Genomic DNA, 13632 nt, shown 5'->3' on the forward strand with positions numbered 1-13632 from the left:
GCTCCTACTGGTGAACCCTGACTGCGAACGCTCTTGCAGGCCAGGATCAAGACGCTATCTACAGGCTTTCCACGCGCACCGGCGCCACGCCGGCGCGGAGCATGCCCAGGGCCTCGGCGGCCTTGTGCGAGACATCGATGATACGGCCGCGGGTGAAGGGGCCGCGGTCGTTGATGCGTAGCACCACGCTGCGGTTGTTGTTCAGGTTGGTGACTTTGACCCGGGTGCCGAACGGCAGGGTGCGGTGGGCGGCGGTCAAGGCGTTCTGGTCGAAGCGTTCGCCACTGGCGGTCTTGTTGCCGTGGTGGGCCTTGCCGTAGTAAGACGCCTTGCCCTCCGCGCGATAGTCGCCCGGCGCGCCACCGAAGCTGGAGCAGCCGGTGAGAATGGCAGCCATGAGCAGCAAGCCCCACGCGGCAAGTGAAGAGCCTGCACGCCCGGCTTGCCGCTTGTAGCTTGACGCTTGCGGCTGCGCGTTCATCCCTCCAGCTTCTTCTTCAGCAACTGGTTGACCTGCCCCGGGTTGGCCTTGCCTTTCGAGGCCTTCATCGCCTGGCCGACGAAGAAGCCGAACATCTTGCCGCGCTTGGCTTCGTCGCTGGCGCGGTACTGTTCGACCTGCTCGGCGTTGGCCGCCAGCACTTCGTCGAGCATCGCTTCGATGGCGCCCGAGTCGGTGACCTGCTTGAGGCCCTTGTTCTCGATGACCTCGTCGGCCGTGGCGCCTTCGCCGGCGGCCAGGGCCTCGAAGACCATCTTGGCGATCTTGCCGCTGATGGTGTTGTCCTTGATGCGCAGGATCATCCCGCCCAGTTGCGCGGCCGACACCGGCGACTGCTCGATTTCCAGGTTGTCCTTGTTGAGCAGGCTGGACAGCTCGCCCATCACCCAGTTGGCCGCCAGCTTGGCGTCGCCGCAGCTGGCGTTGACCGCCTCGAAGTAGTCGGCCAGCTCACGGCTCGCCGAGAGCACGCTGGCGTCGTAGGCGGACAGGCCGAACTCGCGCTCGAAACGTTCGCGCTTCTGCGGCGGCAGCTCCGGCAACTGGCCGCGCAGGTCGTCGAGGAAGCCACGCTCGATCACCACCGGCAGCAGGTCGGGGCAGGGGAAGTAACGGTAGTCGTTGGCTTCCTCCTTGCTGCGCATGGAGCGGGTCTGGTCCTTGTTCGGGTCGTACAGGCGGGTTTCCTGCACCACCTTGCCGCCGTCCTCGATCAGCTCGATCTGCCGCTGCACTTCATGGTTGATGGCTTTCTCGATGAAGCGGAACGAGTTGACGTTCTTGATCTCGGCGCGGGTGCCGAATTCGGCCTGGCCCTTGGGCCGCACCGAGACGTTGCAGTCGCAGCGCAGCGAGCCTTCGGCCATATTGCCGTCGCAGATGCCCAGGTAACGGACGAGCGCATGAATGGCCTTCACATAGGCCACGGCTTCCTTGGCCGAACGGATATCCGGCTCGGAAACGATTTCCAGCAGTGGCGTGCCGGCGCGGTTGAGGTCGATGCCGCTCATGCCGTGGAAGTCTTCGTGCAGGCTCTTGCCGGCGTCTTCTTCCAGGTGCGCGCGGGTGATGCCGATGCGCTTGACCGTGCCGTCTTCCAGGGTGATGTCGAGGAAGCCCTTGCCGACGATGGGCTGCTCCATCTGGCTGGTCTGGTAGCCCTTGGGCAGGTCCGGGTAGAAGTAGTTCTTGCGCGCGAAGACGTTGCGCTCGGCGATCTCGGCGTCGATGGCCAGGCCGAACTGGCAGGCCATGCGCACCGCCTCGGCGTTGAGCACCGGCAGGGTGCCGGGCATGCCGAGGTCGACCAGGCTGGCCTGGGTGTTGGGCTCGGCGCCGAAGGTGGTGGCGCTGGCGGAGAAGATCTTCGATCGGGTGCTGAGCTGAGCGTGGATTTCCAGCCCGATCACGGTTTCCCATTGCATCTTTAGTGTTCCTCGATCCTATGTGGCGTGCTGCCTTTGCCCTCACCCGGCGCTTCGCGCCACCCTCTCCCGAGGGGAGAGGGGGATGGGCCGCATGGCGACGCCATGACTTAGAAGCTTTTGGGTGTTTGTGTGTGCCAGTCGCTGACCTGCTGGTACTGATGGGCGACGTTGAGCAGGCGGCCTTCCTGGAAGTAGTTGCCGAGCAACTGCACGCCCACCGGCAGGCCGTCGACGAAGCCCGCGGGCATCGACAGGCCGGGGATGCCGGCCAGGTTGGCGGTGATGGTGTAGATGTCTTCCAGATAGGCCGATACCGGATCGGCGTTCTTCTCGCCAAGTTTCCAGGCCAGGTTCGGCGTGGTCGGGCCGAGGATCACGTCGACCTCCTTGAAAGCGGCGACGAAGTCGTTCTTGATCAGGCGGCGGATCTTCTGCGCCTTGAGGTAGTAGGCATCGTAGTAACCGGCGGACAGGGCGTAGGTGCCGACCATGATGCGCCGTTTGACCTCGGCGCCGAAGCCCTCTTCGCGCGAGCGCTTGTACAGATCCTGCAGATCCCGGGGGTTCTCGCAGCGGTAGCCGAAGCGCACGCCGTCGAAGCGCGACAGGTTGGAGCTGGCCTCGGCCGGGGCGATCACGTAGTAGGCGGGGATGGCGTGCTGCATGTTCGGCAGCGAGATGTCCTTGACCGTGGCGCCGAGCTTTTTCAGCTCCTCGACCACCGCCAGCACCTTCTCGCCGATGCGCGCATCGAGGCCGGCGCCGAAGTATTCCCTGGGCAGGCCCATACGCAGGCCGGCCAGCGGCTTGGCCAGGGCGGCGAGGTAATCATCGAGCGGCTGATCGACGCTGGTCGAGTCCTTGGCGTCGAAGCCGGCCATGGCCTGCAGCATCAGCGCGCAGTCCTCGGCGGTGCGCGCCAGCGGGCCGCCCTGGTCGAGGCTGGAGGCGTAGGCGATCATGCCCCAGCGCGACACCCGGCCGTAGGTCGGCTTGATGCCGGTGAGGTTGGTCAGCGCCGCCGGCTGGCGGATCGAGCCGCCGGTGTCGGTGCCGGTGGCGGCGGGCAGCAGCCGCGCCGCCACGGCTGCGGCGCTACCACCGCTGGAGCCGCCCGGTACGCGGCTCAGGTCCCAGGGGTTCTTCACCGCGCCATAGTGGCTGGATTCGTTGGCCGAGCCCATGGCGAACTCGTCCATGTTCAGCTTGCCCAGGGTGACGGTGCCGGCGGCGGCCAGCTTCTCCACCACGGTGGCGTCATAGGGCGCCTTGAAGCCGGTGAGGATCTTCGAGGCGCAGCTGGTCAGCACGCCTTCGGTGCAGAACAGGTCCTTGTGGCCGATCGGCGCGCCGAGCAGGGCGCCGCTGTCGCCGGCGGCGCGGCGCGCGTCGGCGGCCCTGGCCTGCTCGAGGGCAAGTTCTTCGGTGACGGTGATGAAGCTGTTGAGCTGCGGGTCGAGGCGCTGGATGCGCGCCAGCAGGTCGCGGCTCAGCTCTTCGGCGGAAAACTGCTTGTCGGCGAGTCCGCGGGCGATCTCGGCCAGGGTCAATTGATGCATGGCAGGAAGCATTCCTTACTCGATGACTTTCGGAACCAGGTACAGGCCGCTTTCCACGGCCGGGGCGATAGCCTGGTAGGCCTCGCGGCGGTTTTCTTCGGTGACCGCGTCGGCGCGCAGGCGCTGGGTGGTTTCCAAGGGGTGGGCCAGGGGTTCGACGCCATCGGTGTCGACCGCCTGCATCTGGTCGACCAGGCCGAGGATGCTGTTCAGGGTTTCGGTGGTGTGGGGCAGTTCGCTGTCACTGAGGCCCAGTCGGGCCAGGTGCGCGATCTTTTCCACCTCGGAGCGTTCAAGCGCCATCGGATTCTCCATATAAAAGGCAGCCAACGGGGGCGGCCTGGTGTCAATACGCGCGGTTGCCGTGCACGGGGGCCGGGGAACGGATGCGTCGGTACGGCGGTCAAAGGCGGCGTTGAAAGGCCAGGGGGCCTGACAGGCGTTGCATGCTGGCGTTTCGACCGTGTGGCTAGCAGTGTCGATCAGGCCCCAAAGCCGCGGAAAAACAGGCAATCTAACATATTGGTGCCTTGCTCAAAATCCCTGCCGTTGTTAGAGTTTGCCGCACTTTTTACCTGCGTGTTTTCTCACGCTGTATCTTTACCCACGCGTTGCCTAGGGTCCCTATCCCATGTTCAAAAAACTGCGTGGCATGTTTTCCAGTGATCTTTCCATTGACCTGGGCACTGCCAATACCCTTATTTATGTTCGCGAGCGCGGCATCGTCCTGAACGAGCCGTCGGTCGTCGCCATCCGTACCCATGGCAATCAGAAAAGCGTTGTGGCCGTCGGCACCGAGGCCAAGCGCATGCTCGGTCGTACTCCCGGCAACATCGCCGCCATCCGCCCGATGAAGGACGGCGTGATCGCCGACTTCAGCGTCTGCGAGAAGATGCTGCAGTACTTCATCAACAAGGTTCATGAAAACAGCTTCCTGCAGCCGTCGCCGCGCGTGCTGATCTGCGTGCCGTGCAAATCGACCCAGGTCGAGCGCCGTGCCATCCGCGAATCCGCCCTGGGCGCCGGCGCCCGCGAAGTGTTCCTGATCGAAGAGCCGATGGCCGCCGCCATCGGCGCCGGCCTGCCGGTGGAAGAAGCCCGTGGTTCGATGGTCGTCGATATCGGCGGCGGTACCACGGAAATCGCGCTTATCTCCCTCAACGGCGTGGTCTACGCCGAATCCGTGCGGGTCGGTGGCGACCGTTTCGACGAAGCCATCATCACCTACGTACGCCGCAACTACGGCAGCCTGATCGGCGAGTCCACCGCCGAGCGCATCAAGCAGGAAATCGGTACCGCCTACGCCGGTGGCGAGCTGCGTGAGGTCGACGTGCGCGGCCGCAACCTGGCCGAAGGCGTGCCGCGCAGCTTCACCCTCAACTCCAACGAAGTGCTCGAAGCGCTGCAGGAGTCCCTGGCGACCATCGTCCAGGCGGTCAAGAGCGCCCTGGAGCAGTCGCCGCCGGAGCTGGCGTCCGACATCGCCGAGCGCGGCCTGGTGCTCACCGGTGGTGGTGCGTTGCTGCGCGACCTGGACAAGCTGCTGTCCCAGGAAACCGGCCTGCCGGTGATCGTCGCCGAGGATCCGCTGACCTGCGTGGCCCGTGGCGGCGGCAAGGCGCTGGAAATGATGGATCGTCACACCATGGATCTGTTGTCCACCGAATAAGTCGCACGCCTCACGCTGCAGCTGCCCGCACGCTACCCAGGTGGCGCCTGCAGCTTCGGGGCTGGCAGCTGCGAGGTAATCGCCATAAAGCCGCTATTTGCCAAAGGTCCTTCGCTGGGTGTGCGCCTGCTGGTGTTCGCCGTGCTGTCGGCTGCGCTGATGGTCGTCGACGCGCGCATGACCGCTTTGCAGTCGGTGCGCAGCCAGCTCGGCCTGATCGTCGAGCCGGTCTACTGGATCGGGCGCCTGCCCGTGACCCTGTGGGAAAGCGCGACCCAGGAGTTCAGCTCGCGCAACGAGCTGGCCGCCGAGAACGAGAAGCTCAAGGCCGAACAACTGATGATGCAGCGGCGCCTGCAGAAGCTGGCGGCGCTGACCGAGCAGAACGTGCGCCTGCGCGAGCTGCTCAACTCCTCGGCCCTGGTCGACGACGAGGTGCTGGCCACCGAACTGATCGGTATCGACCCCAATCCCTTCACCCATCGCATCCTCATCGACAAGGGCGCGAAGGACGGCGTACTGCTCGGCCAGCCGGTGCTCGACGCCCGCGGCCTGATGGGCCAGGTGGTCGAAGTGATGCCCTATACCTCGCGGGTACTGTTGCTCACCGATAGCACCCACAGCATTCCGGTGCAGGTCAACCGCAACGGCCTGCGCGCCATCGCCAGCGGCACCGGCAACCCGGAACGCCTGGAGCTGCGTCATGTGGCCGATACCGCCGATATCAAGGAAGGCGATCTGCTGGTCAGCTCCGGCCTGGGCCAGCGCTTTCCCGCCGGCTACCCGGTGGCCACGGTGACCGAAGTGGTGCACGACTCCGGTCAGCCATTCGCCATCGTGCGGGCGGTGCCGACGGCGAACCTCAACCGCACCCGCTACATGTTGCTGGTGTTCACCGATCCGCGTACGCCGGAGCAGCGCGCCACCGAGTCGGCCGAAGCCGAAGAAGCGATGGACCGCCAGGCCCGCGAGCAGCCACCTGCCGCGCCGGCTGACGGCGAAACCCCGGCCGCGCCGGCCGAGCCCGCCGCCGCCGCTCAGGAGCCAGGCCAATGATCGCAACCCGTTCGCGCAATGTCTGGGTGGTCTGGATCAGCATGGCGCTGGCCTTGCTGCTCAGCGTGTCGACGCTGCCACGTTTCATGGAGATCGGCCGGCCGCTGTGGCTGGCGCTGTTCCTCACCTACTGGGTGCTGGCCCTGCCGCACCGCGTGGGCATGACCAGCGCCTGGTGCGTCGGCCTGCTGGCGGATGTGCTCAACGGCACCCTGCTTGGGCAGAACGCGCTGATCCTGACCCTGATCACCTTTCTCGTGCTGAGCCTGCACCAGCGCCTGCGCATGTTCCCCATGTGGCAGCAGAGCATGGTCCTGCTGGTGGTGTTCGGCCTGGCCCAACTGGTGCAGCTGTGGCTCAATGCCCTGACCGGCAGCCGCCCGCCGACGCTGGCCTTCGTGCTGCCGGCGCTGGTCAGTGCGCTGCTCTGGCCATGGGTGTGCATGTTGCTGCGCGCCGTGCACCAGCGCCTCGGCGTCAACTGAGCCGGCCGCGCCGGCGCTAGACAGGGAGATGTCCACATGCCAACGCTCTACCTGGCCTCCGCCTCGCCGCGGCGCCGCGAACTGCTGACGCAGATCGGCGTGCCTTTCGTCACCCGCGTCGCGGCCATCGACGAAACGCCGCTGGCGGACGAGGCGCCGCACGCCTATGTCGAACGCCTGGCCCGGGCCAAGGCCGGCGCGGTGCTGGCGACGCTGCCGGCGGGCGACGCCGGCGTGGTGCTCGGCGCCGATACCGCCGTGGTGCTCGACGGCCACATCCTCGGCAAGCCCGTCGACCGCGACGACGCCCTGGCCACCCTGCGCGCCTTGTCCGGTCGTGAGCATCAGGTGCTCACGGCCATCGCGCTGGCGACGGCGCAGCGGCGGGTGGCGCGGGTGGTCACCACCCAGGTGCGCTTCACGACCCTGTCGCCCGTCCAGATCGAAGCCTACTGGGCCAGCGGGGAGGCGTGCGACAAAGCCGGCAGCTATGGTATTCAAGGACTGGCGGCGGTGTTCGTCAGCCAGTTGCAGGGCAGTTATTCCGCGGTGGTGGGGCTGCCGCTGTGCGAGACTGCAGAGCTGCTCGCAGAATTCGCGATTCCGTGCTGGCAGGTGCTGCCAGCGCACAATCCAGAGGTTGCAGGCCGCGACGGCCGGGGCTCGAACTGAGCCCGCCGGTGCCGCTGCTTTCAGCTTCATCTCAACAAGAGATGGGCGCATGAGTGAAGAAATCCTGATCAACATCACGCCGATGGAGTCGCGCGTGGCGGTGGTGGAGAACGGTGTCCTGCAGGAGGTGCACGTCGAGCGCACCCAGCGCCGCGGCATCGTCGGCAACATCTACAAGGGCAAGGTGGTGCGCGTGCTGCCCGGCATGCAGGCGGCCTTCGTCGACATCGGCCTGGAGCGCGCGGCCTTCATTCACGCCTCGGAAATCTCCAGCCGTGAAGGCTCGGCGGTGGAAACCATCAGCGCCCTGGTGCACGAAGGGCAGAGCCTGGTGGTGCAGGTCACCAAGGACCCGATCGGCAGCAAGGGCGCGCGCCTGACCACCCAGTTGTCGATCCCCTCGCGTTACCTGGTGTACATGCCACGCACCAGCCATGTCGGCATCTCCCTGAAGATCGAGGACGAAGGCGAGCGCGAGCGCCTCAAGCAGGTGGTGGCCGATTGCGTCGCCGCCGAAGGCATCGAGGAAGCCGGCGGTTTCATCCTGCGGACCGCCGCCGAGGGTGCGCGGGCCGACGAGATCCTGGTCGATATCCGTTACCTGCGCCGCTTGTGGGATCAGATCGGCGAACAGATGAAGGTCGCGCCCACGCCGTCGGTGATCTACGAGGATCTCAGCCTGGCCCTGCGCACCCTGCGCGACCTGGTCGGCCCGCGCAGCGAGAAGATCCGCGTCGACTCGCGGGAGACCTTCCAGAAGATCACCCAGTTCGTCGCCGAGCTGATGCCGGAAATCGCCGACCGCCTCGAACATTACCCCGGCGAACGGCCGATCTTCGACCTGCACGGCATCGAGGACGAGATGCAGAAGGCGCTGGAGCGCAAGGTGCCGCTCAAGTCCGGTGGCTACCTGATCATCGACCCGGCCGAGGCGATGAGCACCATCGACGTCAATACCGGCGCCTTCGTCGGTCATCGCACCCTCGAAGAGACCATCTTCAAGACCAACCTCGAGGCGGCCACCGCCATTGCCCGGCAACTGCGCCTGCGCAACCTCGGCGGCATCATCATCATCGACTTCATCGACATGGAGGACGAGGAGCACCAGCGCCAGGTGTTGCGCACCCTGGAGAAGCAGCTGGAGCGCGACCACGCCAAGACCAACATCATCGGCATCACCGAACTCGGCCTGGTGCAGATGACCCGCAAGCGCACCCGCGAGAGCCTCGAGCAGGTGCTCTGCGAGCCCTGCAGCCACTGCCAGGGGCGCGGCAAGCTGAAGACCGCGGAAACCACCTGTTACGAAATCTTCCGCGAGATCCTGCGCGAGGCCCGGGCCTATCAGCCCGAGGGCTACCGCGTGCTGGCCAATCAGAAGGTGGTCGACCGCCTGCTCGATGAGGAGTCGGGCAATGTCGCCGACCTCGAGGCGTTCATCGGACGAACCATCAAGTTCCAGGTCGAAACCATGTATTCCCAGGAACAATACGATGTGGTGCTGCTGTGAACCGGCCCGGCGCGGCCGGGGAGTGAACTGAGTGGAGCGTCTGCTGCTGGCTCTCGCGGCGCTGTTGCGCTGGAGCCTGGGCCTCTGCGCCTTCGGCCTGGTGCTGGCCGCGCTGTACGTCAGCCTGGGCCGCGAACTGGCGCCCCTGGTCGCCGAATACCGTGAAGAGGCCGAGGCCAGGGCCAGCGAGGCACTGGGCCTGCCGGTGCGCATCGGCGCGCTGGAAGGGCACTGGCGCGGGTTCTCGCCCTGGCTGATCGTGCGTGACCTGCAACTCGGCGACGGCGCGGACGCTCTGCGTCTGCAGCAGGTCAGGGTGGTGCCGGATCTGCTCGCCAGCCTGCTGGCGTGGCAACCGCGGATCGCCGACCTGCAGCTCGATGGCGTGCGCCTGGCCGTGCGCCAAGACGAACAGGGCGGCTGGTCGGTCGAAGGTTTGCCGCAACGCGCCGATCAGCCGCCGCTGGATATCGCCGAGGTGCTGCGCCAGTCGCAGAGGGTCGCCCGCGTATCGCTGTTCGACAGCCAGATTTCCGTTGCGGTCCACGGGCAGGAGCCGCTGATCCTGCAGGCGATCAACCTGAGCCTGCGCAATGGCAGCGCGCGTCAGCGCCTGGATGCCCGCCTGCAACTGCCCGATGGCCAGCCACTGGCGCTGCAGTTGCGCACACGCCTGCAGGCCGAGCATTGGCAGGACGCCAGCGCCGAGCTCTACCTGAACCTGCCGCAGAGCGATTGGGCGACCTGGCTGCCGCCGGGCCTGACCCGCGACTGGCGCCTCGAGCACCTGCAACTGGGCGGCGAGCTATGGGCCCGTTGGGGCGACAAGAGCCTGCAGCGTGCGGTCACTCGCCTGCAGGTTCCGCAGCTCGCCGGACGTTATGCCGAGCGTGAGGCCGTGGCGCTCGAGAATCTGGCCGTCAATGCCTATGTCGACCGCGTCGACCAGGGCTTCGATGTGCTGCTGGACGATCTGGCCTTCAGCCGTGGCGATACCCGCTGGGGCGAATCGCGCATCGCGCTGGGCTATCGTGCGCCGGGCGAAGACGCCGACGCACAGCGCTGGAGCATCGCCGCCGATCGCCTCGACCTGGGCCCGCTGGTGCCGCTGACCGAAGCCCTGGCGCCCTTGCCGGACACTGCCATGGACGTGCTGCACGAACTGCAACCCCATGGCGCATTGCGTAATCTCAACGCGCGTTTCCGCCCGCAGGTCGACGGGCCGGAGCGCCTGCAGTTCTCCGCCAACCTGGAGCGCATCGGCTTTTCGGCATGGCATGCCTCGCCCGCGGTGGAGAACGGCAGCGGCAGCATCAGCGGCGACCTGGGGCAGGGCGAGCTGAAAGTCGACAGCGAAGACTTTTCCCTGCACCTGGAAACCCTGTTCCCCCAGGCCTGGAACTATCGGCAGGCCAAGGGCCGGCTGACCTGGACGTTGAACGATGAGGGTTTCACCCTGCGTGCGCCCTACCTGCAGGTGGTGGGGGAAGAGGGCAGGCTCGCCGGTGATTTCCTGATTCGCCTGCTCAAGGACCCGGCCGCCGAGGACTACATGGATCTGCGCGTCGGCATGCGCGACGGCGATGCGCGCTTCACCGAGAAATACCTGCCGACGCCGGTTCTCAGTCCGGCGCTGGACGACTGGCTGAAGACCGCCATCCGCGCTGGCACGGTCGACGAGGGCTATTTCCAGTACCAGGGTTCGATCAACCGCAATCCCGATCCCAGCGTGCGCAGCATCAGCCTGTTCTTCGGCGTGCGCGATGCCGAGCTGGCCTTCCAGCCCGGCTGGCCGGCGCTGCGCGATGCCCGTGGCGAGGTGCTGATCGAGGACAGCGGGGTGCGGGTGCGGGTCGCCGAAGGCCATATCCTCGATAGCCGGGTGAGCGATGCCCAGGCCGATATCGCCCATGTCGATGCTGGCAAGGTGCCGCGCCTGAAGCTGCAGGGGCAGTTGCAGAGCAGTGTCGGCGACGCCCTGAAGATTCTCCAGGACGCACCGCTGGGCCTCGCCGACACCTTTACCGGCTGGAAGGGCGAGGGCGCCCTGACTGGCGCCCTCACGCTCGACCTGCCGCTGCAGCAGGGCATGCCGGCCGATGTGGTGGTGGATTTCAGCGCCAAGGACGCCACGTTGTCGTTGAGCGATCCGGCACTGGCGCTGACCAAGCTGAGCGGCGACTTTCGCTACGACACCCGCTCGGGCCTCAGTGCGCCGTCCATCCGCGCCGAAGCGCTGGGCCATGCGCTGCGCGGCAAGGCCGTCGCCGATGGTCAGCGCGGCAAGGCGCGCAGCCGCATCGAAGCCAACGGCGTGGTGCCACTGGCCAATCTGACGCGCTGGCTGGGGGTGACCCAGCCGCTGCCGGCCAGCGGCAGCATCCCTTATCGTCTGCGCCTGAGCCTGGAGGGAGCCGACAGCCAGTTGCGCGTCGATTCCAACCTCAAGGGGCTGGCCATCCGCCTGCCGGCGCCTTTCGGCAAGGCCAGCGGCGACGAGCGTTATACCGACTGGCGCATGAGTCTCGGTGGCCGCGAGCAGCGCTACTGGCTGGACTATGCCGACCTGGCGAGCTTCGCCTTCGTGGCGCCGCCGGGGCAGCTCGGGCAGGGACGTGGCGAACTGCGCCTGGGCGATGGCCCGGCGATTCTGCCCGGCACGCGGGGCGTTCGCCTCAGGGGGCGGGTGGCCGAACTGGATCTGTCGGCCTGGCAGGAGGCCATCAAGCCCTATACCTCGCTGCCGCGCGACGACGCCCAGCAACTGTTCAGCGATGCCCAGTTGCGTATCGGCCGTTTCAGCGGCCTGGGGCAGACCCTCGACGATCTCGAGGTGGGGCTCAAGCCGGCGAATGGCGCCTGGACGCTGAACCTCGACAGCGCGCTGCTCAAGGGCCGTATCGACCTGCCGCAGAAGGACGGGGTGCCGATCGTCGCCGACCTGGAGTACCTGCGCCTGCCGGCGATGCAGCCGAAGAGCGAAGACGCGGTGGACGAGGATACCCCGGATCCCCTGGCCGACTTCGATCCACGGCAGATTCCCGCTCTGGATCTGCGCATCGCCCATGTCTTCCAGGGGCCGGACGACATGGGCGCCTGGTCGCTCAAGGCTCGGCCCGATGCCCAGGGCGTGCTGTTCAGTGCGCTGGACATCAACCTCAAGGGGCTGCAGATGACCGGCTCCGTCGGCTGGCAGGGGGGGGCCGGGCAGACGCGCAGCTGGTACAAGGGGCGCATGCAGGGCAAGCAGTTGTCCAATGTCCTCAAGGCCTGGGGCTATGCGCCCACGGCGACCAGCGAAACCTTCCACCTGGACGCCGACGGTCACTGGCCGGGGTCGCCGGCCTGGTTCAGCCTCAAGCGTTATTCGGGCAGCCTGGATGCCTCGTTGCGCAAAGGTCAGTTCGTCGAGGTTCAGGGCTCGGCGTCGGCGCTGCGGGTGTTCGGTCTGCTCAATTTCAACTCCATCGGCCGCCGTCTGCGCCTGGACTTTTCCGATCTGCTGGACAAGGGCCTGAGCTATGACCGGGTCAAGGGCAACCTGACGGCGACCAATGGCGTGTTCGTCACCCAGGAACCGATCACCATGACCGGCCCGTCGAGCAACCTGGAGCTCAATGGCACCCTGAACATGGTCAACCAGGGCATCGACGCCAAGTTGCTGGTGACCCTGCCGGTGACCAACAACCTGCCGCTGGCGGCATTGATCGTCGGAGCACCGGCCATCGGTGGCGCCTTGTTCATCGCCGACAAGCTGCTGGGTGACCGGGTGGCGCGTTTCGCCAGCGTGCAGTACGACGTCCGCGGGTCGTTGCACGATCCGCAGATTACCTTCGACAAACCCTTCGAGAAGCCGAATTGAAGAAGGGTGTGAAGCCTCCAGCTTTATGCCAGGAGACCCGATTATGACGTTCGCCGTGATTCAGATGGTCAGTCAGGACGATATCGCCGCCAACCTGGCCCAGGCGCATCGGTTGCTGGAGCGCGCGGCGACGCAGGGCGCGAGGCTGGCCGTGCTGCCGGAGAATTTCGCCGCCCTGGGGCGCCGCGACAGCGCGCAACTGGCGCGCCAGGAAGCGCGCGGCGAAGGCCCGGTGCTGCCCTGGTTGAAACGGACCGCCCGCGACCTCAGCTTATGGATAGTCGCCGGCACGCTGCCGCTGCCGCCGGATGGCCAGCCCGAAGCCAAGGCCCACGCCTGTTCATTGCTGCTCGACGAACACGGCGAGCGGGTCGCGCGGTATGACAAGCTGCACCTGTTCGATGTGGACGTGAGCGACAGCCGTGGCCGTTACCGGGAGTCGGACGACTATGCCCATGGCGCCCGGGTGGTGGTCGCCGATACACCCGTCGGGCGGCTGGGTTTGACCGTATGCTACGACCTGCGCTTTGCTGAGCTCTATGGCGCCTTGCGCGATGCCGGGGCGGAACTGATCAGCGCCCCGTCGGCCTTTACCCGGGTCACCGGCGCGGCGCACTGGGAGGTGCTGATCCGCGCCCGGGCCATCGAGACCCAGTGCTACCTGCTGGCGGCCGCCCAGGGCGGCCTTCACCCCGGTGGTCGCGAGACCTTCGGCCACTCCGCCATCATCGATCCCTGGGGGCGTACCCTGGTGCAGCAGGACGAAGGCGAGGCGGCTTTGCTGGCCGGGCGTGACGCCGCCGAACAGGCTCTGATCCGCGAGCGCATGCCGGTGGCGCGGCACAAACGATTTTTTGCAGCGGCCGAACCGCGGCTGCCAGGCTTGGAGTAGT

At 66.7% G+C, this 13632-nt stretch carries 11 protein-coding genes; 7 read left to right on the forward strand and 4 right to left on the reverse strand.

Going from position 1 to position 13632, the window contains the following annotated elements:
• Nucleotides 1-58: 58 nt before the first annotated feature.
• The 4 genes from DNK34_RS15225 to gatC form a co-directional block, all read right to left on the reverse strand.
• On the reverse strand, nt 59-397 hold the full coding sequence (locus DNK34_RS15225; RefSeq protein ID WP_242675335.1) for a septal ring lytic transglycosylase RlpA family protein: 339 nt from the start codon (nt 395-397) through the stop codon (nt 59-61).
• Between the two features lie 80 nt (nt 398-477).
• Nucleotides 478-1926, reverse strand: coding sequence for an Asp-tRNA(Asn)/Glu-tRNA(Gln) amidotransferase subunit GatB (gatB, locus tag DNK34_RS15230; protein ID WP_131175908.1), 1449 nt, complete (start codon nt 1924-1926; stop codon nt 478-480).
• A 110-nt stretch (nt 1927-2036) separates the two neighbouring features.
• Complete coding sequence (gene gatA, locus DNK34_RS15235; protein ID WP_131175907.1) at nt 2037-3488, reverse strand: Asp-tRNA(Asn)/Glu-tRNA(Gln) amidotransferase subunit GatA; 1452 nt, start codon at nt 3486-3488, stop codon at nt 2037-2039.
• A 15-nt stretch (nt 3489-3503) separates the two neighbouring features.
• Entirely contained in the window at nt 3504-3791 is a 288-nt protein-coding gene (gene gatC, locus DNK34_RS15240; protein ID WP_131175906.1) for an Asp-tRNA(Asn)/Glu-tRNA(Gln) amidotransferase subunit GatC, read from the reverse strand.
• 328 nt (nt 3792-4119) lie between these two features.
• On the opposite strand from gatC, the gene mreB reads away from it, so the two are divergent.
• From mreB to DNK34_RS15275, 7 genes are all read left to right on the forward strand, one after another.
• Nucleotides 4120-5157 carry a rod shape-determining protein MreB gene (mreB, locus tag DNK34_RS15245; RefSeq protein ID WP_131175905.1) on the forward strand — a complete coding sequence of 346 codons (1038 nt, stop codon included), beginning with the start codon at nt 4120-4122 and terminating at the stop codon, nt 5155-5157.
• A gap of 84 nt (nt 5158-5241) precedes the next feature.
• A complete protein-coding gene (gene mreC / locus DNK34_RS15250; RefSeq protein WP_131175904.1) occupies nt 5242-6213 on the forward strand; it encodes a rod shape-determining protein MreC in 972 nt (323 codons plus the stop codon).
• Nucleotides 6210-6698: a rod shape-determining protein MreD gene (gene mreD / locus DNK34_RS15255; RefSeq protein ID WP_131175903.1), complete on the forward strand. Its 489-nt coding sequence runs from the start codon at nt 6210-6212 to the stop codon at nt 6696-6698. Before mreC ends, mreD begins: the two co-directional genes overlap by 4 nt.
• 36 nt (nt 6699-6734) lie before the next feature.
• The gene (locus DNK34_RS15260) at nt 6735-7370 is read left to right on the forward strand and encodes a Maf family protein (protein ID WP_131175902.1); all 636 of its coding nucleotides are present in this window, start codon (nt 6735-6737) and stop codon (nt 7368-7370) included.
• Between the two features lie 49 nt (nt 7371-7419).
• Complete coding sequence (rng, locus tag DNK34_RS15265; protein WP_131175901.1) at nt 7420-8877, forward strand: ribonuclease G; 1458 nt, start codon at nt 7420-7422, stop codon at nt 8875-8877.
• Nucleotides 8878-8908: 31 nt separating this feature from the next.
• Nucleotides 8909-12739: a YhdP family protein gene (locus tag DNK34_RS15270; protein ID WP_131175900.1), complete on the forward strand. Its 3831-nt coding sequence runs from the start codon at nt 8909-8911 to the stop codon at nt 12737-12739.
• Nucleotides 12740-12782: 43 nt separating this feature from the next.
• A complete protein-coding gene (locus DNK34_RS15275) occupies nt 12783-13631 on the forward strand; it encodes a carbon-nitrogen hydrolase family protein (protein WP_131175899.1) in 849 nt (282 codons plus the stop codon).
• The last annotated feature ends 1 nt before the right edge of the window (nt 13632 follow it).

The sequence above is a fragment of the Phytopseudomonas dryadis genome (assembly GCF_004327355.1).
GTDB classification, from domain to species: domain Bacteria; phylum Pseudomonadota; class Gammaproteobacteria; order Pseudomonadales; family Pseudomonadaceae; genus Aquipseudomonas; species Aquipseudomonas dryadis.

Bases quoted from the DNA above. Each gene is read 5' to 3' on its own strand.
- DNK34_RS15225 (WP_242675335.1), bottom strand. From the start codon at position 397: ATGGCTGCCATTCTCACCGGCTGCTCCAGCTTCGGTGGCGCGCCGGGC.
- DNK34_RS15275 (WP_131175899.1), top strand. From the start codon at position 12,783: ATGACGTTCGCCGTGATTCAGATGGTCAGTCAGGACGATATCGCCGCC.
- gatB (WP_131175908.1), bottom strand. From the start codon at position 1,926: ATGCAATGGGAAACCGTGATCGGGCTGGAAATCCACGCTCAGCTCAGC.
- gatC (WP_131175906.1), bottom strand. From the start codon at position 3,791: ATGGCGCTTGAACGCTCCGAGGTGGAAAAGATCGCGCACCTGGCCCGA.
- rng (WP_131175901.1), top strand. From the start codon at position 7,420: ATGAGTGAAGAAATCCTGATCAACATCACGCCGATGGAGTCGCGCGTG.
- mreB (WP_131175905.1), top strand. From the start codon at position 4,120: ATGTTCAAAAAACTGCGTGGCATGTTTTCCAGTGATCTTTCCATTGAC.
- gatA (WP_131175907.1), bottom strand. From the start codon at position 3,488: ATGCATCAATTGACCCTGGCCGAGATCGCCCGCGGACTCGCCGACAAG.
- mreD (WP_131175903.1), top strand. From the start codon at position 6,210: ATGATCGCAACCCGTTCGCGCAATGTCTGGGTGGTCTGGATCAGCATG.
- DNK34_RS15260 (WP_131175902.1), top strand. From the start codon at position 6,735: ATGCCAACGCTCTACCTGGCCTCCGCCTCGCCGCGGCGCCGCGAACTG.